The organism is uncultured Sphingomonas sp., from assembly GCF_964243315.1.
In the GTDB taxonomy this organism is placed as follows: Bacteria; Pseudomonadota; Alphaproteobacteria; order Sphingomonadales; family Sphingomonadaceae; genus Sphingomonas.
In genome coordinates, this window is the sequence record NZ_CAXTEM010000012.1 from 39,245 (window position 1) to 60,762 (window position 21,518).

20 protein-coding genes are annotated in these 21,518 nt (G+C 64.6%); 15 read left to right on the top strand and 5 right to left on the bottom strand.

The genetic code is table 11. The features are described 5' to 3' along the window. The first annotated feature begins 3 nt into the window (after positions 1–3). The 9 genes from ACFE77_RS06090 to ACFE77_RS06130 all read left to right on the top strand — a co-directional run bounded on the left by ACFE77_RS06090 (position 4) and on the right by ACFE77_RS06130 (position 9,400). Positions 4–777 carry a CpsD/CapB family tyrosine-protein kinase gene (locus ACFE77_RS06090; RefSeq protein WP_375420735.1) on the top strand — a complete coding sequence of 258 codons (774 nt, stop codon included), beginning with the start codon at positions 4–6 and terminating at the stop codon, positions 775–777. A gap of 33 nt (positions 778–810) precedes the next feature. After that, positions 811–1,779, top strand: a complete 969-nt coding sequence (locus ACFE77_RS06095) for a hypothetical protein (protein WP_375420736.1) — start codon at positions 811–813, stop codon at positions 1,777–1,779. After that, on the top strand, positions 1,779–3,047 hold the full coding sequence (locus ACFE77_RS06100; RefSeq protein ID WP_375420737.1) for a glycosyltransferase family 4 protein: 1,269 nt from the start codon (positions 1,779–1,781) through the stop codon (positions 3,045–3,047). Before ACFE77_RS06095 ends, ACFE77_RS06100 begins: the two co-directional genes overlap by 1 nt. After that, complete coding sequence (locus ACFE77_RS06105) at positions 3,044–4,429, top strand: oligosaccharide flippase family protein (protein WP_375420738.1); 1,386 nt, start codon at positions 3,044–3,046, stop codon at positions 4,427–4,429. The genes ACFE77_RS06100 and ACFE77_RS06105 overlap by 4 nt, the downstream gene beginning before the upstream one ends. Before the next feature lie 54 nt (positions 4,430–4,483). Further along, positions 4,484–6,031 carry a hypothetical protein gene (locus tag ACFE77_RS06110; protein ID WP_375420739.1) on the top strand — a complete coding sequence of 516 codons (1,548 nt, stop codon included), beginning with the start codon at positions 4,484–4,486 and terminating at the stop codon, positions 6,029–6,031. 184 nt (positions 6,032–6,215) lie between these two features. Further along, a complete protein-coding gene (locus ACFE77_RS06115; protein WP_375420740.1) occupies positions 6,216–6,770 on the top strand; it encodes a hypothetical protein in 555 nt (184 codons plus the stop codon). A 73-nt stretch (positions 6,771–6,843) separates the two neighbouring features. Beyond that, on the top strand, positions 6,844–7,890 hold the full coding sequence (locus ACFE77_RS06120) for a glycosyltransferase (protein WP_375420741.1): 1,047 nt from the start codon (positions 6,844–6,846) through the stop codon (positions 7,888–7,890). Then, positions 7,887–8,885: a glycosyltransferase gene (locus ACFE77_RS06125; protein ID WP_375420742.1), complete on the top strand. Its 999-nt coding sequence runs from the start codon at positions 7,887–7,889 to the stop codon at positions 8,883–8,885. Before ACFE77_RS06120 ends, ACFE77_RS06125 begins: the two co-directional genes overlap by 4 nt. Then, entirely contained in the window at positions 8,882–9,400 is a 519-nt protein-coding gene (locus ACFE77_RS06130; RefSeq protein WP_375420743.1) for a serine O-acetyltransferase, read from the top strand. Before ACFE77_RS06125 ends, ACFE77_RS06130 begins: the two co-directional genes overlap by 4 nt. A gap of 13 nt (positions 9,401–9,413) precedes the next feature. Here the strand turns inward: ACFE77_RS06130 and ACFE77_RS06135 are convergent, their stop codons facing one another. Then, positions 9,414–9,911 carry a serine O-acetyltransferase gene (locus tag ACFE77_RS06135; protein WP_375420744.1) on the bottom strand — a complete coding sequence of 166 codons (498 nt, stop codon included), beginning with the start codon at positions 9,909–9,911 and terminating at the stop codon, positions 9,414–9,416. A 165-nt stretch (positions 9,912–10,076) separates the two neighbouring features. On the opposite strand from ACFE77_RS06135, the gene ACFE77_RS06140 reads away from it, so the two are divergent. From ACFE77_RS06140 to ACFE77_RS06160, 5 genes are all read left to right on the top strand, one after another. After that, positions 10,077–11,309 carry a glycosyltransferase family 4 protein gene (locus ACFE77_RS06140; protein WP_375420745.1) on the top strand — a complete coding sequence of 411 codons (1,233 nt, stop codon included), beginning with the start codon at positions 10,077–10,079 and terminating at the stop codon, positions 11,307–11,309. Continuing rightward, on the top strand, positions 11,306–12,478 hold the full coding sequence (locus ACFE77_RS06145; RefSeq protein ID WP_375420746.1) for a glycosyltransferase family 2 protein: 1,173 nt from the start codon (positions 11,306–11,308) through the stop codon (positions 12,476–12,478). Before ACFE77_RS06140 ends, ACFE77_RS06145 begins: the two co-directional genes overlap by 4 nt. Before the next feature lie 131 nt (positions 12,479–12,609). Continuing rightward, a complete protein-coding gene (locus ACFE77_RS06150; protein WP_375420747.1) occupies positions 12,610–14,007 on the top strand; it encodes an undecaprenyl-phosphate glucose phosphotransferase in 1,398 nt (465 codons plus the stop codon). A gap of 368 nt (positions 14,008–14,375) precedes the next feature. Then, on the top strand, positions 14,376–15,038 hold the full coding sequence (locus tag ACFE77_RS06155) for a PEPxxWA-CTERM sorting domain-containing protein (protein WP_375420748.1): 663 nt from the start codon (positions 14,376–14,378) through the stop codon (positions 15,036–15,038). A gap of 141 nt (positions 15,039–15,179) precedes the next feature. Next, entirely contained in the window at positions 15,180–15,860 is a 681-nt protein-coding gene (locus ACFE77_RS06160) for a hypothetical protein (RefSeq protein ID WP_375420749.1), read from the top strand. A 105-nt stretch (positions 15,861–15,965) separates the two neighbouring features. Here ACFE77_RS06160 and rfbA read toward each other — a convergent pair whose 3' ends face one another. From rfbA to rfbC, 4 genes are read right to left on the bottom strand one after another with little or no spacing between them, the layout of a single operon-like run. After that, positions 15,966–16,829 carry a glucose-1-phosphate thymidylyltransferase RfbA gene (gene rfbA / locus ACFE77_RS06165; protein ID WP_375420750.1) on the bottom strand — a complete coding sequence of 288 codons (864 nt, stop codon included), beginning with the start codon at positions 16,827–16,829 and terminating at the stop codon, positions 15,966–15,968. Next, positions 16,826–17,713 (bottom strand): dTDP-4-dehydrorhamnose reductase, encoded by an 888-nt coding sequence (gene rfbD, locus ACFE77_RS06170; protein ID WP_375420751.1) that lies wholly within the window; start codon positions 17,711–17,713, stop codon positions 16,826–16,828. Before rfbD ends, rfbA begins: the two co-directional genes overlap by 4 nt. Beyond that, on the bottom strand, positions 17,710–18,765 hold the full coding sequence (gene rfbB, locus ACFE77_RS06175) for a dTDP-glucose 4,6-dehydratase (RefSeq protein ID WP_375420752.1): 1,056 nt from the start codon (positions 18,763–18,765) through the stop codon (positions 17,710–17,712). The genes rfbD and rfbB overlap by 4 nt, the downstream gene beginning before the upstream one ends. A gap of 2 nt (positions 18,766–18,767) precedes the next feature. After that, positions 18,768–19,340 (bottom strand): dTDP-4-dehydrorhamnose 3,5-epimerase, encoded by a 573-nt coding sequence (rfbC, locus tag ACFE77_RS06180; protein WP_375420753.1) that lies wholly within the window; start codon positions 19,338–19,340, stop codon positions 18,768–18,770. A gap of 402 nt (positions 19,341–19,742) precedes the next feature. On the opposite strand from rfbC, the gene ACFE77_RS06185 reads away from it, so the two are divergent. Then, positions 19,743–21,347, top strand: coding sequence for a hypothetical protein (locus tag ACFE77_RS06185; protein ID WP_375420754.1), 1,605 nt, complete (start codon positions 19,743–19,745; stop codon positions 21,345–21,347). The last annotated feature ends 171 nt before the right edge of the window (positions 21,348–21,518 follow it).

The following is a 21,518-nucleotide window of genomic DNA, read 5'->3' on the forward strand; positions in this document are numbered from 1 at the left end:
ACGATGAACTATGTTCCGCCGCCGTACACCGGCGCGTTGACGATCAGCGCGACGCCGGCGACCATCGCGCCGGCCGAGTCCGTCAGCGAAACCATCGTCGGCTTCCGCGGACGGGACGAACGATCGCGTTCGTTCAACCTGCTGCGTACCCAGATCATTCGGCTGGTCGCCAGCGGCGCGAAGGTGATCGGCATCACGTCGGCGACGCCACAGGTCGGCAAAACCTTCATCGCGTGCAATCTCGCCGCCTCGCTTTCGCGGCTGCCCGATATGCAGACCATCCTCTACGACCTCGACCTGCGTCGCGGGTCGGTCGCGGAGCGGTTCGAGATACCCGTAGAGATTGGCATGGCCGAGTTCCTGTCCGGCACCGCGGACAACCTTCCCGAACTGTCCTGGGGCATCGAAGGGCAGCGATTGACGATCTATCCGACCGCCGCGCGTCGCGTACGGTCGTCGGAATTGCTGGCCAGCGCCCGCTTCGCCAAGCTGGTGAGCGCCATGCGCGAGATGCGCGGGCCGGTCGTGCACATCTGCGATTTGCCCCCGGTGTTCGCCAACGACGACAGCATGATCGTCAACGAACATATCGATGGCTACATCATGGTCGTCGAGGACGGCGTCACGACTGCCAAGCAGGTACGCGATTCGCTACGTTTGCTGGGACCTGAGAAGTGCTTCGGCACCGTTCTCAATCGGTACGTGAAGGGTTTTGCCGGCGGCGACTACGGCTTCGGTTACGGCAAGGGCAAAGCCTATGCCGATTATTACAACTAGGCCGATAGCGGCCTGCATGCGGCGGACATCGCGATGACCGAACACCGGCCCGTACGGACCGTCTACTGTGTGCTGGGCGTGCGGTCGCTGGGCTACGCCGTACCGTGTCTCGGCAGTTTGATCCGCAACAGTGTCGAACCTCTGGCGCTGACGATCCTTACCGATTCGGCAGCCGATGCGGCAACGATGCAGGAACGGCTGGAACCGCTTTTCGTCGGAGGCAATCACCGGCTCACCGTCCACGATCAGGCGCATGCCGACGCTCTTGCCGCCGAAGCCTACGCAGAATTCCCCGCGATCGCGGCGTTCCGCCATGGCCATCCGTGCTGGCGCAAGGTCACCGACCCGGCGCTCTACGCCGCTGCCGGCGACGAAGTGATCATCATCGATCCCGACGTTTATTTCCCCAACCGCTTCGCGTTCGAGCCGACCCCAGCGTCGGGCTTGCTGCTGATGTGGCAGCGGCCGAACTGCCTGCTGCCCGAGCCGCTGGTCACCGAAGCCTATGACCGCGGCGTGCCGATGGCGGATCATACCGATATCGGCGTGTGCCAGTATCGCGCGCCGCTCGATCTCGGCGCGCTCGAGGAGCTGCTGACGACGATCGACACGCGCCCGTTCGCGCGCTCGATGCATGTCGAGTCGATCGTCTGGGCGGCACTCGCGGAGCAGGTCGGTGGCGGCTATCTCGATCCCGAAGCGTGGCACTGCTTTGCCAATTCGGTGCCGAGTCGGCTTGCTCGCCGAATGGGCCGCAGCGGGTCCGCGACCCTTGCTCAGATCGACTTCACGCCGGTCAAGGCGTTCCACGCCGGCGGCACCGCCAAGAACTGGCTCGCCGACGCGGAGCGGGATGGGCTGTTTTCCAACCCGCGGACGCATCTCGATCCGACGTCGGTGTTGCCGTTCGTGCCCTATCCCCGCGCCAAGTTCGAGAACAAGCTGCGGACGCGTGGTGTCGCGCGTCGGCTCGGTCTGTATAAAGTACTAGGCGGCGGCTGATGACGACCGACGCCCGGCGGGCGGGCGCTGAAGGTCCGAAGCGCATCCTGCTGGTTGCGCCCAATCTCTCTCGCCATATGGGCGGCGAGGCGTTGAAGGCGTTGCAGATCCACCTCGAACTGCGCGCGATGGGATATCAGGTGCGTCAGGTCACCCATGCCCGCGTGCGCGAGGAGATGAACCGGGATCATCCCGAACTCGACATCGTCTATGTGGAGGACGACCGTTTCCAGTCGTCGCTGCATCGCGCCAGTATCGGGCCTGCGCTGAGTCTGCTCAACGCGTGGCAACTGCATCGTCTGGCGGTTCGTACGGCAGCGTCGTTTCGGCCTTGGGTGGTGCATTTCACCTCGCCAATCTCGCCGGTGCTTCCCTATTTTCGCTTCCCCGACTTCCCGGTCGTGATCGGGCCGCTCAACGGCAACGTCACGCATCCGCCCGCATTTCGCGACCGCGAACCGCGCGGCAAGGCGTTCGGCAGCCGTGTCCTGCGGCCGATGCAATGGCTTCTCGGCTCGTTGTTCAAGGGCAAGCGCGACGCCGTGATCCTCGTCTCGGGCGGCGATCGCACGATGCAGGCGCTCAGGCTCGGCGGATGCTCGCCCGATCGGCTGGTTCCGTCGCTCGATAGTGGCATGCCGGATGCGCTGGTCGATCGCGAGCCGCAGCGCCACGTCGGGTACAACCCGTCCTTCGTCTTCCTGGGTCGGCTCGTCGCCTACAAGGGGTGCGACTTGGCGATCCGCGCGGTTGCTGCCGCTAGAGATCAAGCGATAACGCTCGATATCTTGGGGGATGGGCCCGAGCGTGCCGGACTCGAAGCGCTTGCCGCGCAACTGGCAATTTCCGATCGCGTCCGTTTCCATGGCTGGGTACAGCCCGGTGCGGCTCTTCACGATCGCTTACGCACCTATCGGGGCTTGGTGATGCCAAGCCTTGCCGAGGCGAACGGCATCGCATTTCAGGAGGCGATGACGCTCGGCGTTCCGATCGTCTGCATCGATTGGGCCGGGCCACAGGAGCTGTTGACGGCCGCAGACGCGATCCTGATCACGCCGGACGACGTCGGAAGCGTGGTCGCTCGGCTTGCTGCAGCACTCGACACGCTCGCGAGCGACTCCGTGGCCGCGAACAACTTCGCGACGAATGCCCGAAACCGCGCCCTCGCCACCGGCTTTCGCTGGCGCGAATTATTGGCGCGGTGGGAGGACGTGTATCGACGCGCCGCCCACCTCCACGCTACGCCCAGCCAAGGCAATCAACGATGACCATGAATGGCGCCTCCGCACAGATGCGGCGCTTCAATCCTTTCGCCTTGTTGGCTGCGCTTAAAGGGAAACTGTCGGGCGACACGGGTGCGGTGGCGGGCACCGTCATTTTCCTCAATGTCACCCGGATCGTAAGCTCGGCCATCCTGACCCGGTTGCTGAGCGCGGAGGCGTTCGGCGTCGTCGGGATCATCACCTCGGTGTCGGTAACCTTCGGCCTCATGTCGGATATCGGAATCAACGCCTTCATCATCCGGCATAAAGACAGCAACGATCCCAAGTTCCTCGACGAACTTTGGACGCTGCGGATGATGCGGTCGCTCGCGCTGACGATCGGGGTGGCCGTGTTGTCGGGCCCGATCGCCAACTACCTCGATAAGCCCGATCTTCAGATGGCAATCGCCGCGGGCGGTCTGATCTTCCTGTTCGACGGCCTTGACTCGATGATGCTCTTCACCGCTCTTCGCAATCGTGAGGTGAAGCGTCTCAACAAGATCGACATCATCGCGCAGATGTTCGGTGTGGTTGCGTCGATTGCGCTCGCGCTTCTGCTCCGAAATTATTGGGCGATCCTCACGGCAAATTTGCTGGGGCAGCTGTTCAGGGTGTGGGTAAGCTATGCCTGGTTCGAAGGATCTCGTCGGCGCTGGAGCCTGAGCCGTCCAAGAGCCGCGGAACTATGGAAGTTTTCCAGGTTCATCACGGGTTCGACGATCCTGACGCTGATCATCAGCCAAACCGACAAGGTAGCTCTTTCTAAGCTGTTTCCGCTGGAAATGTTCGGGCTGTACATGATCGCCACCAATTTGGCCGGAGCTCCCACCGGCTTGGCGGGCACCTATACAAACAGGATCCTCTACCCGCGCCTGGCGCAATTGGCGCGCGAGGCGCCAGAGACGTTGCGGTGGGAATATTACCACCAGCGCCTTCAGGTGTCGCTACTCTATGCCTTTGCAGTGGGTGGGATGATCACGTGCGCGCCGCTGATCATCACGATGATCTATGACGATCGCTATCTTCCCGCCATCGTCTACCTGCAGGTACTGCTGGTCTCCAGCTTCTTCCTGATGGGTACGCTCGCCGCGAATCAGGTGATGATCGCGCTGGGGCATTCGATGTTCACGCTCTACACTAACGTCGTTCGGTTGATCTTTCTGGTGATCGGCGGCTGGTGGGCTTACACGAACTACGGCACCTTCGGCTTGGTTTGGGTGGTCGGGCTCCTTGAGATGGTCGCGCTGCTCTTCGGGTGGGTCTGGCTCTATCGGCTTCAGTTGTTCAGTTGGTCGAAAGAGGCGCTGATTCTGTTGGCCGGCGCAGCGGGACTTGCCATCGGCTACGCCGCCAACCTGGCCGGTCTGTCGCTCTTGCGCCTCTTGTGAGTTACGCGAGCGACAGGGAGCGTCGGGCCTGTTATCGATAGGTATGACAGACCCATGCGGAAGTCGGCTGTGAAATATGCCCGCAACGGATCGCTGATCGTGGCGGCGTTGGCTGTCGGCATCGGTGCGAGCGCGTCGATGCTGGCGCTCCAGCAAGACAAGCCCGCGCAAGCGGCAGAGAACGCCGGACGCCCTTTTCAGATCGGGGTGAACGTCTCGAGCAGCGTCTACTATAACAGCGAACGCATCTTCGCGAACCTGGCACAGGGCGCCGGCGGCTGGCGCGATCCTGGGGCGGGCTGGGGAGGCATGGCGGCGGGCAAGCTCGATGCGCGTGGCTACCCGCTTGCCAGCGGTGTGATGCCCATCAACGTTCCACAGCCGGTCTGGGGCGGGAAGGACGTTCCGGTCGTGTGTAAGTGGGCAGGGCGCGGCGTCGTTCGGATCGACGGCGATGCGCGGACAATGTCCGTCGGGCACAGCGTTTCGTTCACCTGGCGAGGGAAGCGAGGCCCCGGGCGCCCGAGCATCTTCGTCTACATGTCGGGATCTGATCCCCGTGACCCGTTCCGCGATCTCGACTGCCACGAGCCGGGCTTGGTCGCAAACGGGCAGTTCGATCAACGCTACGTCGATGACATGAAGCAGTTCCGTGTGCTGCGTTTCCTCGATTGGTCCAACACCAACGGCAATCCGGCGAGCGTGACCTGGGCGAACCGAACCACCCCGACCAAGCCCGGTCAGGATGGCGTCGCGCTCGAGCACATGATCGATCTTGCCAACGCTACGGGTGCCGATCCGTGGTTCACCGTCGCCTACAATGCGGACGAGACCTATATCCGTAACGCGGCAAAGATGGTCCACGACCGCTTGAATCCGAAGCAGCGTGCTTATTTCGAACTATCAAACGAGATCTGGAACTTTCAATTCCCGGTGGCGCGCCAGGCATTGAACGAGGGTGTCGCGGAGATATTGTCGACCGACACCTACACCAACGGCCTCGTCCGCTACGCCGAGAAGTCGATCTGGATGCACAAGATGCTCACGGAGGCTTTTGCCGACGACCCGAGCCGGCTGGTGCGCGTGGTGAGTTCCCAGAACGACAATAGCTTCACGGCACGAACGATCATGAAGTTCCGCGATACGGCGCAGTGGGTCGATGCGCTCGCGACTGCGCCATATTTCGGTCACGGCTTCTTCAAGGCGCCATTCGACAAGGCTACCGTCGCCGATCTGCCCGCCCTGTTCACCCGCCTCGAAGAGCAACGAGCGAACAGCATCGCCAAGGCGCTCGAGAACAAGGCCGTCGCGGACAAATACGGCAAGCGCTACATCACCTATGAGGCCGGCCAGCATATCGTCGTACCTGCCGGACCATTGATGCCGGTGATGGAAGCCATGCAGCGGAGCCCGCAGATGGGCGAAGCCTATGATCGATTCATTGCCGATTGGCGGGCGAAGTTCGGTGACACGCTGACGCTCTATTCGGCGACGGGCACGATCTCACAATATGGCGCCTGGGGCATGCGGGAATATGCAGGGCAGCCGCTGTCGCAGACGCCCAAGCGCCGTGCGGTACTAGAAGCTATCTCGGCACGCTAACCCAGGTTCTTGCGCGGTCTGCGGCTGCGAGCAGAGTGCCTCTTGCGATAGCGGCGGGACTGCTGCCGATTGAGGGACTGGCGACATGGGAGCAATCACTTCCGCTAGACAGTTGGCGACGTTCAAGATGACGCAGCGACGAGGGTTCGCTGTGCCGGATCAGCCCCATTTCGATCCCGCATCGATGCCCATGTTCATGCAGTTGCTAGGCAAAGCACGATCCTATGTGGAATATGGATCGGGCGGGTCGACGCTCGTCGCAACGCGAATGAGAGTGCCGACCGTCACCGTCGAAAGCGACCGGTTCTTCGCACGTGCCGTCACCAAGCAGATTGCGCCCGGTTCGCCGCACATCATGCTGGTCGCCGACATCGGCATGACGCGCGAATGGGGTGTGCCCGTGTTCAAGACGCCCACGCCCTCGCGACTGAAGCGCTGGCGGACCTATGTCGATCTGCCGTTCGACACGATGAAGAACGACGCGATGTTCGCCGACTTGGTGTTGGTGGATGGCCGTTTCCGCCGCGCCTGCGCGCTGGAGTCCGCGCGCCAGGCGCAACTGCGCGGTGTCCCAACCACGATCTTCGTCGACGATTACCAAGGGCGATCGTACGATCCGATTGAAGAGTATTTCGGCAAACCCGAGATGGCGGGGGTAGCAGCGATCTTCCGCATCGGTCCGCATACCACTCCCGTGCCCGTTTCCGCAGTGGACGCCGCCATTCACGACTACGGCTGAGTCCGTTTGCGGTACGACCGTTACGTCACGCTTTGCCTTTGAAGGCCACGGGTTCGCGTGTATCGGCGCTGCCATGCCTGCAACGCCTTTCGACGACCGCGTTACCGCGATCATCGTCAACTATCGCACACCCGATATGTCGCTCCAGTGCCTTGATGCGCTGGCTGGGGAGCGTGCGAGACTGCCGGGGCTTTCGGTCATTCTGGCGGATGGCGGATCGGGCGACGGCTCGGTGGAACGCCTGGCGGCGGGTCTGGCGACCTCGCCGCATCGGGATTGGGTGACGTTGCTGCCGCTTCCCTTCAACGGCGGGTTCGGCTGGGCGAACAATCAAGGGATACGGCGTGCGCTCCAACAGCCCGAGCCGGCCGAGTTCGTCTACCTCGTCAACCCCGACGCCATCATCGAGCCTGGGGCGCTCGTCGCGCTCGTGGCCGCGATCCGGGCCGATCCGAAGGCGGCGTCCGCGGGCAGCCAATTGCTCGCGCCGCAGGGCTGGGCGGTCGGATCGGCCTTCACCTTCCCCACTGTGGCGAGCGAGTTCTTTCGCGGCGCCAACACGCCGTTGCTCGAGCGGTTCGCGCGGGTAAAACCTTTGATGGTCGAAACCGATCGGCCGGTAGAGGCGGAGTGGGTGACAGGGGCGAGTGTGCTGTTTCGCGCCGAGGCGTTGCGGCAATGCGGGCTCTTCGACGAAGGTTTCTTCCTGTATTTCGAAGAGGTCGAGCTGATGCACCGCCTCGCTGCGGCAGGCTGGAAGGCGCTGCATGTGCCGGGCAGCCGCGTGCGGCACGTCGGGGGGGCGGCGACCGGCGTGGTCGACGGCGCTAGCGAGAAGGCGCGGTTGCCCGACTATTGGTTCCGCTCCCGACGCCGCTATTTCGCGCGCACGCGGGGTCCGCTTGGCGCGCGCCTGTCGGCGCTGGCGTGGATCGCGGGTTACGGCATCTGGCGAGCGCGTGAACTGGCCGGGCTCGGGCGGATGAGCGCGCATGCGCCGCGGGAGTTTCGCGACCTGGTCCGGAACGGCATCGGCCCGGTCGCGCTCGACCGTGAAGAGGCTATTCCGCGCTGGGATGGCCCACTCGACGAATTGCCGGCCTGGGCCAAGCGGGCGTGACCGAGGTGGCGATCATCGCGATCGGCCGCAACGAGGGCGATCGCCTGAAGGCGTGCCTGCGCTCGCTCCCCGTGGACGCCGCGCGGATCTATGTCGATTCGGGATCGACCGACGACAGCGTCACGTTCGCGCGAGGAGCGGGTGTCGAGGTCGTGACCTTGCCACCGAACACCGCCTTCACCGCCGCACTCGCGCGCAACGCGGGGCTGCAGCTCGTCGAGGCAGGAACTGACGGCTTCGTCCAGATGGTCGATGGCGATTGCTCGCTGGACCCCCGGTGGCTCGACCGGGCGCTCGATGCGATGCGCGCCGAACCCGATCTGGCGGTGGTGTTCGGCCGCCGTCGCGAACGGTTTCCGGACCGCAGCATCTACAATCGGATGTGCGACGACGAGTGGAACGTGCCGGTGGGCGAGGCGCGGTCCTGCGGTGGGGATGCGCTGTTCCGCACGCGCGCCATACGGGCAGCAAACGGCTATGATCCGACGCTGATCGCGGGCGAGGAACCGGACCTGTGCCTACGGATGCGGGGCGCGGGGTGGCGGGTGCGGCGGATCGACGCGGAGATGACCCTGCACGATGCGGCGATGACCCGGTTCGGCCAGTGGTGGCGTCGCACCGAACGGGCAGGCCACGCCTTTGCGGAGCTCGCATGGCGCCACGGCGCGAACGCCGATCCGCACTGGACGCGCGAGACGCGGAGCATCGTCGCCTGGGGTATCGCGCTGCCGGCGACGCTCGTGCTGCTGGGGTTGGCGATTGGCTGGTGGGTGCTCGCAATGGGCGTGCTGATCTATCCGTTGCAGATGGCGAGGATCGCCTGGCGCAAGTACCGCGCCGGCGACGCGCGCGACTTTGCGATCGCGTCGGGCTTCTTCCTCGTCGTCGGCAAGTTCGCCCAGGCCAAGGGACTGCTGCGCTATCATTGGCGGCGGCTGACCGGCGGCACTGCCTCGTTGATCGAGTATAAGGGCGCGGAGGCGAGCGGACGATGAAGTTCCGCGAATTGCGCGCGCTGATCCGGGAGGATCTGAGGGCCAATGGCGGCGACCCCACCCGCGCGGGCTTCCGCACGCTCGCGGTATATCGATTCGGCGTCTGGCGGATGAGCGTGCGATCGAAGCTGCTGCGTTGGCCGCTGTCGATGCTCTACCGCCGCGGCTTCGTCCACTGCCGCAACGTCTACGGCATCGAGCTACCCTATACGACGAACGTCGGGCGGCGGGTGGTGATCGAACATCAGGGCGGGATCGTCATTCACGGCAACGTCACGATCGGCGACGAATGCATCATCCGCCAGAATTGCACGTTGGGTTTGCGCCGCGTCGACCGGCCGGGCGACGTCCCGACGCTGGGCGCGCGGGTCAACCTTGGCGCCGGATCGGTCGTGCTCGGCGCGGTGACGATCGGCGCGGATGCGGCGATCGGTGCCAACGCGGTCGTGCTTTGCGACGTGCCTGCCGGCGCGTTGGCGATCGGAGTTCCCGCGACCGTACGCCTTCGCGGTTAAGTCGCACTGCACTTTAATCGCTCTTGGGCGTGACCAGGCGCGCGGGTACGCCGACGGCGACGCCGTAGTCGGGGACGTCGATCGTCACCACGGCGTTGGCGCCGATCTGCACGTGATCGCCGATCGTGATCGGCCCGATGATCTTCGCGCCCGCGCCGATATCGACATGCCCGCCGATCGTCGGTGATCCCTTACGCGTTGCGCCGATCGTCACCTGTTGGAAGAACATGCAATTCGGCCCGATCGATGAGAATGGCGAGATTACGATTCCGTTGGGATGCGGCAAGCGCAGTCCGCCTTCGATCTTCACCGTCACGGGAATGTCGGCGCCGGTCACGACCGACCAGAAACGGTGGCGCAGCACCGCCCAGCGCCGGCTTATCGGCCCGCTAGCGCGTTGATAGCTCCGCACCGAGGCCAGCAAGGCGCGGGCGGGAGCCCATTCGGCGAAGCGCTTATGCTCACGCGACCAATCTGGCTCGGTTGCGGAAACGATCGTGGGTTCGGACATTCGGTAGACGTCTCGTTTAGTGGGGTCGGCGCGATAACAGAGCTAATCGCTTCCCGCTAAGCCCAACTTAACGCTGCGCGTATAGCAACCTGATCGTTGACGGCGGCGCTGCGATCGTCTTTGCAGTCGGCGCGCCTGCCGGGCGCAACAAGGGGGCGCGGTGCCGTGCCGAAGGCCGAAGCGGACGGTAATGAATCGATGCGGATAGCCTACCTCGTCAACCGGTATCCGACTGTCAGCCATACCTTCATCCGTCGCGAGATCCTCGGCATCGAAGCCGAGGGGCATGATGTCACGCGCTTTTCGATCAGGGCTGCACCCGGCGATCTGCCCGACGCCGCCGATCGCGCCGAGCGGGAGCGGACGCGAGTCGTGCTCGATCAGCCGCTGCCGACGCTGTTGCTGGCGGCTGTGGCGTCGCTGATCCGCCGCCCGGGACGAACCTGGCGAGCGTGGCGGACGACGCGGCCGATGACGCCGCGAACTCCGCGCGGGTTCGTGGCCCGCTTCGCCTATCTGATCGAGGCCTGTTGGCTGGCGGCGGCGATGCGGTCGGCCGACATCACCCACCTCCATGCGCATTTCGGCACCAACCCCGCGGCGGTAGCGCGGCTGGTGCACCTGTTGTCGGGGATCGCGTACAGCTTCACCGTTCACGGTCCCGATGAGTTCGACGAGCCGCGGCAGATCGATCTTGCCGGTAAGGTCGCCGATGCAGCGTTCGTCGTCGCGATCAGCGACTATGGACGCAGCCAGATCTGCCGCTGGGCCGCGCTCGAGGACTGGCCGCGGGTAGTCGTGGTCCGCTGCGGCGTCGATATCGCCTCGATCGCCGCTGGCGATGCAGCGGTAAAGACGCTGGACTTCTGCAGCGTGGCGCGGCTCGCCCCGCAAAAGGGTCTGCCGGTGCTGGTCGAGACCATTGCCCTGTTGCGCGACCGCGGCGTTGTTGCGACAGTGGCGGTGATCGGCGACGGCCCGATGCGTGACGAACTGGCTGCGGAGATCGCGCGACGAGGTCTCAGCGACCAGATCCGGCTGCTCGGCAGCCGCGACGGGGGTACCGTGTTGGCGACGCTGCGCGATGCGAAGGCGCTGGTGCTGCCGAGCTTCGCAGAAGGCCTGCCGGTGGTGATCATGGAGTCGCTCGCGGTAGCGACACCGGTGGTGACCACCGCGATCGCGGGCATCCCCGAACTCGTCGATGCCGGCTGCGGCTGGGTCGTCGCGCCGGGATCGGTCGAGGCACTGGCGACCGCGATGATCGCGGCACTGGACGCTTCACCGGAACAGCGGCAGGCGATGGGTGCGGAGGGCAGAGCGCGAGTCGCGCGCGATCACGATGCCCGGCGCAACGCCGCGCTGATGGTTCACCACATCGCCGGAACCGCAACATGATCGACGCGCTGATCCTGCTGCTGCTCGCTCCGCTGATCCTAGCGACTCTGGTGTTCATCACAGAGACCGGGCTCGGCGCGTTTCCGCCGGCGCGGCGCAAGCCGACGCTGCCAGCCTACGACCCCGCGCAAGTCGTGGTGTTGGTGCCGGCGCACGATGAAGCCGCGGGGGTCGGGGCGATTCTGGCCGCGCAACGTGCGGCGATGCCCGCGGGGATGCGGCTGCTGGTCGTCGCCGACAATTGCAGCGACGATACCGCGAGCGTCGCGCGCGCCGCTGGTGCCGAGGTGATCGAGCGGCATGATCCGGTACGACGCGGCAAGGGCTTCGCGCTCGATCATGGCCGCGCGAGTCTGGCAGCGGCACCGCCGGCCTGCGTGATCGTGGTCGATGCCGACACAGTCCCGATCGGCGACGCGCTGGACCGGCTTGCCGCCCTCGCGATCGCGCGCGGCCGCCCGGTCCAAGGCGCCTACTACCTGACCGTCGGCGCCGGAGACGGGCCGGTGGCGCGCTTTTCCGCCGCCGCGTTCTTCGTCAAGAACATGGTCCGCGAATTGGGCGCGGCACGGATCGGTGCGCCCGCGATCCTGACCGGTTCGGGCATGGCGTTCCCGTGGCCGACCTTCGCGGATCTGCCGCTCGCGACCGGGCACGTCGCGGAGGATCTGATGCTCGGCGTGCAGTGCAGTCTTGCGGGTGTTGCCCCGATCTTCGACGCCGATGCGCGGATCACCGGCACCGGCAGCTCGGACCGGGGCACCGCTGTGCAGCGGCGGCGCTGGGAATCGGGATTTCTCCAGGTCGCGCAGGACAGCGCGCTACCGCTGATCGCGCAGGCGCTGCGGCGCGGACGACCCGCGCTCGGCTGGCTTGGCCTGCATCTGCTCACCCCACCGCTGGTGCTGCTGCTGGCACTCGATGGACTGGCGACGCTGATCGCGGCCGGTTTGCTGGTCGCGAACATCGCAGCATGGCCATTCTGGCTGATGGCGACGCTGACCCTCGCGGCGGCTTCGCTAGTGGTGATCGGGCTGGCGGGCCACAAACGGCTCGACCTGCTGAGCGACTGGGCGTCGATCCCCAAATACCTCTGGTGGAAACTGCGATTGTCGCTGCTCGCGCTGTTCCGCCGCGAAACCCGGTGGATCAGAACCGACCGGGACTGAAGCATTTTTAACTGGACCATTACCGCATCACGGGTACGGACGGCGGAAAGGGGCAAGTCGCTGTGAGTCCGGAAGTCGAAACCATCGATATGCCCGCGATCGAAGAGCGCCGGGTATCGCGGACGCCGGCCATGCTCGAGATGTCCGGGTTGTTGTCGCGGATCATCGAATGGCTCGTGGTATCCGCGGTCGGCCTGTTCGGCATCTGGGCGACGATCGGGATCTTCAAGCTCGAGCCGATCGAACAATATGTTCGCGTCGCGTGGCTGGCGGGCGTCGCCTATGCGCTGATCGGCGAGCTGACCGGCTGCTACGACGTCGATGGCCGGTTCACGCTGCGGACCGGATGGACGCGGGTGCTGACCGCCTGGGTTGGTTGCGGCGTGGCGATGCTCACCGTCGCCTTCTTCATGAAGACGTCGAACGACTTCTCGCGCGGGTGGACGGTGTTCTGGTTCATCAGCGTCGGTTTGGCGCTGATCGTCACCCGCGGCATCAGTACGCTGATCTTGCGATCGATGAAGCGCAAGGGCGTGTTCAACCAGCGTGTCGCGATCTTCGGATCCGGCCCGCAGAGCGATCGACTGGCGCAGTACATCGCCGCCAACACCGCGCTGACGATCGATCTGGTCGGCTGCTATGACGACCATGGCAATCGCAGCACGGCCAGCGAAGCCTGCATGCCGTTCCGCGGCAGCCTGCAGATGCTGCTCGCCGACATCCGCGGCGGCCGCGTCGATCAGGTGATCGTGGCGATGCCGCTGCCCGACGGCATCAATATCGAGACCGTGGTCGAGGAATTGTCGATGCTGCCGGTGCTGATCCGGTTGGCGCCCGACCTGTCGGACTTCGCGTTCGCTGGACGGACGATGGTGATGCTCGGCGAGATCCCGCTGATGACGCTGTTCGAACGTCCGATCAACGGCATCAATCAGATCTCGAAGCGGATCGAGGATCTGGTGCTGGGCTGCCTGTTGCTGATCCTGTTCGCGCCGCTGTTCGCGCTCGTCGCACTGGCGATCAAGCTGGACAGCCCCGGCCCGGTATTCTTCCGGCAGGACCGCGAAGGCTTCAATCACCAGACCTTCCGGATTTGGAAGTTCCGGTCGATGCGCACCGACACCCTGCAATACGACAACATCATGCAGGCGACCGCCGGCGATCGCCGCGTCACGCGGATCGGCCGGTTCCTGCGTGGATCGAGCATCGACGAACTGCCGCAGTTGATCAACGTCGTGTCTGGCCAGATGTCCTTGGTCGGCCCGCGCCCGCATGCCCCGTCCACCAAGGTCGCGGGCATTTTGTTCAGCGAGGCCAACCGCAACTATGCCGCGCGTCACCGGGTGAAGCCGGGAATGACCGGCTGGGCGCAGGTAAATGGCTGGCGCGGAGAGACCGACACCGACGAGAAGCTGGTCAAGCGGGTCGAGTGCGACCTGTTCTACATCGAGCATTGGTCGATCGGGTTCGACCTCTACATCATCGTTCGCACCTTCGCGGCGGTGCTGTTCCCCAAATCGGCCTATTGATCTCTGCGTGACCTGTTTGTGCTCCCGCGCAGGCGGGAGCCCAGTATTGTGTCCCCGCCGCCGCGCGGGCACATAGGGCTGCTAGCAGACGTCAGAAGTCGAGCGTGAACTTAAGCGGTCCCTCGGCTCGAATTAAACCTAATCCAATAAGTTAACCCGGCACGGGTTGTACCAAACAGATACATTTACGCCGCGTTAACCAAGTACAGCCTTCGACCATGTTCGTTTGCTGGTTAACAGATGCTATACTAACTTTACGCTGATCCAAACCGCTGCTCTATCGACGTCAGGCCGTTCAGCGGCCCCAACGCTCTGATCTTCGACACGAGGAGCGGGGTTGCACGAAACGTCGATCAGGGAATGATTACATGAACAAGATGCTCGTCCTCGCGGCCGTTGCCGCCTTCGCCGCCGCCACGCCCGCTTATGCTGCGCCGACGCTCAAGACCACGCCGGGCTCGGCCGCGTCGTTTCTCGTCCCCGCACTGCCCGGCATGCGCACCGCGGTGATCGACTTCAACTCGAACACTTTGCCCCAGGGCTTCACATCCAAGTACACCAATGTGACGCGCTATGCGGGCACGCATGATCCGTTCTCGGCACAGCCGGCCTTCAGCGACGGCTCGAAGTATCTCGCGGTGCTCGCGAACGGGTCGGCGACCCTGCAGTCGACGACCGGTTATTCGCTGGTCAGCTTCTATCTCGGCTCGATCGACACGTACAACACGGTGCAGATCCTCGACATCGCGGGCAAGGTGCTCAACACCTATACCGGCGCGAATTTCGCGATGCCCGCCAACGGCGACCGTAGCCTGCCGGCGACGAACCGCCGCATCACCTATCAGATCGGCAAGGGCGATCCGCTGATCGGTGGCCTCCGCATCTCGAGCACGCAGAACGCCGCCGAGATCGACAATGTGGTGTTCGCGGTTCCCGAGCCTTCGACCTGGGCGATGATGCTCGTCGGCTTCGGCATGATGGGTCTCGCGATGCGCAGCCGCCAGCGTCGCACGTCGCTGGTCTACGCCTGATCCAGGCGCCGGCTTCGCCGGTGTTGCAAGACGCCGCGGCTCCACGGGCCGCGGCGTCTTCGCGTGATCAAGACTTGGCAAGATGTTCGGTGCTAGCGTCGCCCCGTCCGAATGCGTAGGATCGCAGCGGGGAGAGCGACGATGACGATCTACCGGAACGATGCGGAGCGCTATCGACCCAGCGTGCAACGTCGCGACCGCCGCTGGGAACTGCACGCGGGCAGCCGCCGCTTCGCGATCGTGTTCAGCGATCATCGCGCTTCCGCCCCCGTAGCGAGCTTCCAGGTCCTGCGCCGCGTGGGCGAGAGCAACCGGCAGACCGGCGTCTCGATCTCAAAGGCGATCGGCGCGGTCCTGGCGGTGATCGGCGGCGTCGTGACGATCGGCATCGCGGTCCAGGCGGACGGCGCGCGCGCCGGTGGCGGCAGTTACGTCGTCAGCGTGCCGGTGCCGCAGCGTGCGGTGGCCGCCGTATCTGCCGTACCCGCCAAGCCGACCTGGCGCCCGACAACGCGATCGGTCGCGAGCCCGCGTCCGGCGGTAGCGACCAACGGATATGCGAGCGTACCCGCGGTCGACACCGGTGATGCGATCTCGATCGATATGCCGACGGGTCTGACCACGCGGCAGGGCGCGCTGGCCGCCGCATTGCGCACCGGGGCGTTCCAGCAATGGGTCCGCGCGGACGGTGACGAGCGCGGCTTCGTCGTCGCTGGGCCGGCGCAGAATGGCTGCCGAGACCTGTCGGTGCTGATCCGTCGGTTCGGCGACGATGACAAGGTCGAGAAGGTCCACCAGTGCGGGGCGCCACGGACCGACTGAGCTAAGGCACGCGGGCGCCGCGAGCCTTAGCCTCGGCTTCCGCCGCGGTAGCGGTTGCGTCGAGCGCGCCAGCCGCCCGCCTACCGGGCAACCAGCTGCTTGCTCCTAGTCCAATGCCGCGAGGATCGCCCGCCCATAGGCGGTTTTGCTGAAGAACCGCCCACGCTCCGCCGCTTGTTCGCGGGTGATGAAGCCCTTGTGATAGGCGATCTCTTCAAGGCAGGCGATCTGGATGCCCTGCCGGTGCTGGATGGTGCGGACGAACTCGCTGGCTTCGAGCAGGCTGTCGTGGGTCCCCGTGTCGAGCCACGCATAACCGCGCCCCATCTGTTCCACGTAGAGGTCGCCCGCCTCCATGTAGAGGCGATTGAGGTCGGTAATCTCATACTCGCCGCGCGCACCGGGCTTCAGGTTCGCGGCATAGTCGACGACGCGGTTGTCGTAGAAGTACAGGCCGGTCACCGCCATGTTCGATCGCGGCGCAGCGGGCTTTTCTTCCAGGCTGATCGCGCGGCCGCCTTCGCCGAGCTCGACGACGCCGTAGCGCTCGGGATCGTCGACGCGGTAGGCGAATACGGTGGCGCCGTGGGTTCGGCGGGTGGCGCTCGCGCACAGCTCCTGCAAGCCGGCGCCGAAGAAGATGTTGTCGCCGAGCACCAGCGCGACGCTATCGCCGCCGATGAACTCGCGACCGATCGTGAACGCCTGGGCGAGGCCCTCGGGTCGCGGTTGCTCGGCGTAGGAGATGTCGAGCCCGAACATGCTGCCGTCGCCGAACAGGCTGCGATAGTTACCGAGGAACTCGGGGCTGGAGATGATCAGGACCTCGCGGATGTCGGCGAGCATCAGCACCGACAGCGGATAATAGATCATCGGCTTGTCGTAGATCGGCAGCAGCTGCTTGTTGATCGCGAGCGTCGCGGGGTGCAGCCGGGTGCCCGAGCCACCGGCGAGAATAATGCCCTTCATGCGTTCGATCCGATCAGTTCGTCGAGGATGTCGCTAAGCGCCGCCTGCCAAGGGCGGGGGCGGATGCCGTAGTCGCGTTCGATCGCAGCGTGGCTGAGCAGCGAATTGGCAGGGCGGGTCGCGGGGGTCGGGTACTCCGCGGTCGAGATGGACACGACGACGGGGGAGGGGCCGCCACGTGCGCTCGCCTGCGCGAAGATTTCGGTGGCGAAACCGGCCCAGGTTACCGAGCCGGCGTTGCTGAAATGATAGGTGCCAGTCGGCGCGTCGGCATCGTCGGCGAGCCGCATCGCGATCGTCGCCAGCACCGCGGCAAGATCGGCGGCGGCGGTGGGGCTGCCATGCTGATCGTCGACCACGCTTAGCGTGTCTCGGGTGGCGCCCACCCGCAGCATCGTCTTGATGAAGTTGTTGCCATGGGCGCTGACCACCCAGGCGGTGCGGACGATCGCGTGTCGCGCGCATGCGGTGCGGACCGCGAGTTCACCGCCAAGCTTCGATGCGCCGTAAACGCCGAGCGGCGCGACGGGATCGTCGACCTCCCACGCCCCGGTGCGGCCGCCGTCGAACACATAGTCGGTCGATACCTGGACGACCGGGATGCCCGCGGCGTTGCACGCCTTCGCCAGCGCGGCGGGGGCAAGCGCGTTAACCGCCCAGGCGGTGACGACGTCGTCCTCGGCCTTATCGACCGCGGTATAGGCGCCGCCGCTGATCACCGCCGCCCAGGGGCGTTCGGCGACCTTGGCCGCGATTGCCGCGGTGTCGGTCAGGTCGAGCTCGTCGATATCGATGCCGACCGCTTCCCAGCCCTCCGGCCAGGCGAAGCGCCGGAGTTCGGTGCCGAGCTGACCGTTGCCGCCCGTGACGAGGACCTGCTTCACGCGGCGAGGCCGCGGCGCTGGTCGGCCTTGCTCTCGGCAACGATCGGCCGCCACCACGCCTCGTTGGCGAGATACCAGGCCACGGTCTTCTCGATGCCGCTGTCGAAGCTCTCGCGCGGCTCCCAGCCGATCTCGTCACGGATCCGCGATGCGTCGATCGCGTAGCGCTTGTCGTGGCCGGGCCGGTCGGCGACATAGCCGATCTGGCTGGCATAGGGCTGGCCATCGGCGCGTGGCCGCAGCCGGTCGAGGATCGCGCAGACGGTCTGCACGACCTCAAGGTTCTGCTTTTCCGAATTGCCCCCGACATTATAGGTTCGGCCGGGCTCGCCGCGTTCGAAGACCGCGTGCAGCGCGCGGACATGATCCTCGACGAACAGCCAGTCGCGGATCTGATCGCCCTTGCCGTAAACCGGCAGCGTCTCGCCAGCGAGCGCCTTCACAATCATCAGCGGGATCAGCTTTTCCGGGAAGTGGAACGGCCCGTAATTGTTCGAACAATTGGTGATCAGCACCGGCAGGCCGAACGTGTGTCCCCAGGCGCTGACGAGATGGTCGGACCCTGCCTTGGACGCCGAATAGGGCGAGCGCGGATCGTACGGCGTCTCCTCGGTAAACAGCCCCTCGGCGCCCAGAGAGCCATAGACCTCGTCCGTCGAGATATGGTGGAACCGGAACGCGGCGCGGTCTTCGCCCTCCAGGCTCTGCCAATAGCTGCGCGCGGCAGTCAGCATCGCGAAGGTGCCGACCACGTTGGTCTGGATGAAGGCGCCGGGACCGTCGATCGAGCGGTCGACATGGCTTTCTGCGGCGAGATGGGTGATCACCTGCGGGCGGAACTCCGCAATCGCGGCGGAGACCGCGTCACCGTCGCAGATGTCGCCCTTAACGAAGCGGTAGCGGTTGCTGTTTGAGACCGGCTCCACCGTCGACAGCGTGCCCGCATAGGTCAGCTTGTCGAAGTTGAGCACCTCGTGCTCGGTATTGTCGATGAGGTGCCGGACGAGCGCGGAACCGATGAAGCCGGCGCCGCCGGTGACGAAGATGCGCATGATTATCCTTGAGCGAGCGGGGTCAGCGGCTGACCGTCATAGGGGAAGGGTGAGTCGAACGCGGCGAGCAGCGGCAGTACCGCGTCCTTCGCGGATAGTTCGGGCGTGGTGCCGGCGGGCATCGGCCAGTCGATCGCGATCGTCGGATCGTCCCAGCGCACCCCACCGTCGCAATCGGGGGCGTAGAGATCGGACACCTTGTACGACACCTCGCAATCGTCCTGCAGCGTCAGGAAGCCGTGCGCATAGCCGACGGGAACGAACAGCTGGTGCCCGTTCTCGGCGCTGAGTTCCGCGCCGACATAGTGTCCGAAGGTCGGGGATCCGGCGCGGACGTCGACCGCGACGTCGAAGATGCTGCCGCGAATGCACCGCACGAGCTTGGCCTGACCGTGCGGCGGCGTCTGAAAATGCAGGCCGCGCAACGTGTAGCGCGGCACCGACAGCGAATGATTGTCCTGCACGAACCTGCAGTCGATTCCGCGGGCGGCAAAGGCCAGCTCCGAATAGACTTCGGTGAACCAGCCGCGCGCGTCGCCGAAGCGCTTCGGCACGATCAATTGCGGCGTGCTCATGCGGTGGTCTTCCTCGGTCGGTCGGCAGCGGAGGCCATGAACAGGGTCTTCGGCATGCCCGCAATCACAGGCAGGGCGCTCATATCGGCTTCGTGACGGGTCCGCAACGCCACCTCCGCGCGACTCGGGGTTTCATGACGGGACGGCAAGAAGGTTTAACCTCACGTTAGGCACAAGCAATTCGGGTGAATATCCGACAAGTTCGGTTCATTAACCAAGACTGTTCTTCTCAGCAGAGTGATGACTGGTTCTATGTTAACCATCGAATTGTAAAGCAACGCGTTAGAAGCAGAAACAAGTTAGATTTCAGAGGTTGTAAACCTGTGCGGAATATCTGGGCCACGACTTAAATAGAGGGGCCAAATTCCGGTGACCATCATCACTTCCGCAGCGACGTCTACCATGAAGTCGAAATTGGTGGCAGCCGCTAGCGCCAGCATCGTCGCCAAGATCGCAGCGATGGTCGCCGTCGCCGGCAGCGCCGCAGCGATCGCCGTGACCGCGGGGGCGGTCAAATCGAAGGACTTGCCTGCGATCCTCGTCATCAAGGAGCCGGTGAAGGCAGCGCCGCAAGTCGCGGCTCCCGTGGTCGTTATCCCCAGCGGGCCGCGCTTCGAGGTCGGCGTCAACGTCGCGGGAAGCGTGTACTACGGTACCGAACGCGTGTTCGCGAATCTGGCCGAGGTCGCTGGCCCCTGGAAAGATCCGAGCGCGGGTTGGGGCGCAATGGTCGCCGAGAAGCTCAACAGTTATGGGTTTCCGATCGTTGGCGGCGTGCTGGCGCTCAACGTGCCGCAACCGGTTTGGGCGGGCAGGGACGTCGCGGTGACGTGCACCTGGCTCGGCAGCGGGACGGTCAGGGTCGACGGCGATGCTCGCGTTGCTGGCATCAAGAACAGCGTATCCTTTACCTGGAAGGGCAAGACCGGGACCGGGCGGCCGAACATCCTGATCTACGTCACGGGCGCGAACGCGGCAGATCCCTTCCGCGCGCTGGACTGCCGTGAACCGGGGCTGGCCACCAACGGAGCGTTCGACCAACGCTACATCGACGACATGAAGCCATTCGGCGTGCTGCGCTTTCTGGATTGGTCGAACACCAACGGCAATCCGGCAAACGTCACTTGGGCGAGCCGGACGACGCTCGAAAAGACGGGCAACGACGGCGTGGCGCTCGAGCGCATGATCGATCTTGCCAACGCCACCGACTCGGATCCTTGGTTCACGGTCGCGTACAATGCCGACGAGACCTACATCCGCAACATGGGCAAGCTAGTGCACGATCGGCTCAAGCCCGGCCGTCGCGCGTATTTCGAATTGTCGAACGAGATCTGGAATTTTCAATTCCCGGTCGCGACACAGGCGCTCAACGAAGGTCTCGCCGAGAAGCTGTCGACCGACAAGTATAGCAACCACCTAATGCGCTATGCCGAGAAGTCGATCTGGATGCACAAGATGCTGACCGAAGCATTCGTGGATAATCCGAGCCGGCTCGTGCGCGTGGTCAGCTCGCAGAACGACAATAGCTTTACTGCGCGAACGATCCTGCAGTTCCGCGACACCGCTAACTGGATCGATGCGCTCGCGACCGCACCGTATTTCGGCCACGGATTCTTCAACGGAACCAACGCAGGCGTGACCGATATCGCCAAGCTGTTCGTTTCCCTGGAGGCGCATCGCGTCAACACGCTGGTGCGAGCTAACGAGAATAAGGCGGCCGCGGCTAAATACGGCAAGCGCTTCATCGCTTACGAAGGTGGGCAGCACATCGTCGCTCCCGGTGCGAATGCGGTGACCGATGCGGCCATGCAGCGTAGCCCGCTGATGTACGATATGTACAAGCGCTTCCTGACCGACTGGAAGGCGCAGATCGGCGATACGATGACACTCTATTCGGCCACGGGTACGATCTCGCAGTATGGTTCCTGGGGTATGCGCGAATATGCCGGTCAGCCGCTGGCGGAAACGCCGAAGGCGCGGGCCGCGCTGGAGTTCGCGCGCAAGTAGATCCAGTCAGCAAGAGAGATGAAGAAAGCTCGGCAACGCTTTAGCGTTGTCGAGCTTTCTCGTTGCCGCTTGCCTGATAAGAAGCATGAAGACACAACATAGTTAATCGTTGTAAACCAATGCGATAGATTCGCTGCTTCACCGATTAATTACCACTTGCCGGTACAAAGC

Coding starts and splice junctions, on each gene's coding strand:
- ACFE77_RS06100 (WP_375420737.1), top strand. CDS start 1,779: ATGACGACCGACGCCCGGCGGGCGGGCGCTGAAGGTCCGAAGCGCATC.
- ACFE77_RS06155 (WP_375420748.1), top strand. CDS start 14,376: ATGAACAAGATGCTCGTCCTCGCGGCCGTTGCCGCCTTCGCCGCCGCC.
- ACFE77_RS06135 (WP_375420744.1), bottom strand. CDS start 9,911: ATGTCCGAACCCACGATCGTTTCCGCAACCGAGCCAGATTGGTCGCGT.
- ACFE77_RS06105 (WP_375420738.1), top strand. CDS start 3,044: ATGACCATGAATGGCGCCTCCGCACAGATGCGGCGCTTCAATCCTTTC.
- ACFE77_RS06150 (WP_375420747.1), top strand. CDS start 12,610: ATGCTCGAGATGTCCGGGTTGTTGTCGCGGATCATCGAATGGCTCGTG.
- ACFE77_RS06095 (WP_375420736.1), top strand. CDS start 811: ATGACCGAACACCGGCCCGTACGGACCGTCTACTGTGTGCTGGGCGTG.
- ACFE77_RS06090 (WP_375420735.1), top strand. CDS start 4: ATGAACTATGTTCCGCCGCCGTACACCGGCGCGTTGACGATCAGCGCG.
- rfbC (WP_375420753.1), bottom strand. CDS start 19,340: ATGAGCACGCCGCAATTGATCGTGCCGAAGCGCTTCGGCGACGCGCGC.
- ACFE77_RS06130 (WP_375420743.1), top strand. CDS start 8,882: ATGAAGTTCCGCGAATTGCGCGCGCTGATCCGGGAGGATCTGAGGGCC.
- ACFE77_RS06145 (WP_375420746.1), top strand. CDS start 11,306: ATGATCGACGCGCTGATCCTGCTGCTGCTCGCTCCGCTGATCCTAGCG.
- ACFE77_RS06110 (WP_375420739.1), top strand. CDS start 4,484: ATGCGGAAGTCGGCTGTGAAATATGCCCGCAACGGATCGCTGATCGTG.
- ACFE77_RS06185 (WP_375420754.1), top strand. CDS start 19,743: ATGAAGTCGAAATTGGTGGCAGCCGCTAGCGCCAGCATCGTCGCCAAG.
- ACFE77_RS06120 (WP_375420741.1), top strand. CDS start 6,844: ATGCCTGCAACGCCTTTCGACGACCGCGTTACCGCGATCATCGTCAAC.
- ACFE77_RS06115 (WP_375420740.1), top strand. CDS start 6,216: ATGCCCATGTTCATGCAGTTGCTAGGCAAAGCACGATCCTATGTGGAA.
- rfbA (WP_375420750.1), bottom strand. CDS start 16,829: ATGAAGGGCATTATTCTCGCCGGTGGCTCGGGCACCCGGCTGCACCCC.
- rfbB (WP_375420752.1), bottom strand. CDS start 18,765: ATGCGCATCTTCGTCACCGGCGGCGCCGGCTTCATCGGTTCCGCGCTC.
- ACFE77_RS06160 (WP_375420749.1), top strand. CDS start 15,180: ATGACGATCTACCGGAACGATGCGGAGCGCTATCGACCCAGCGTGCAA.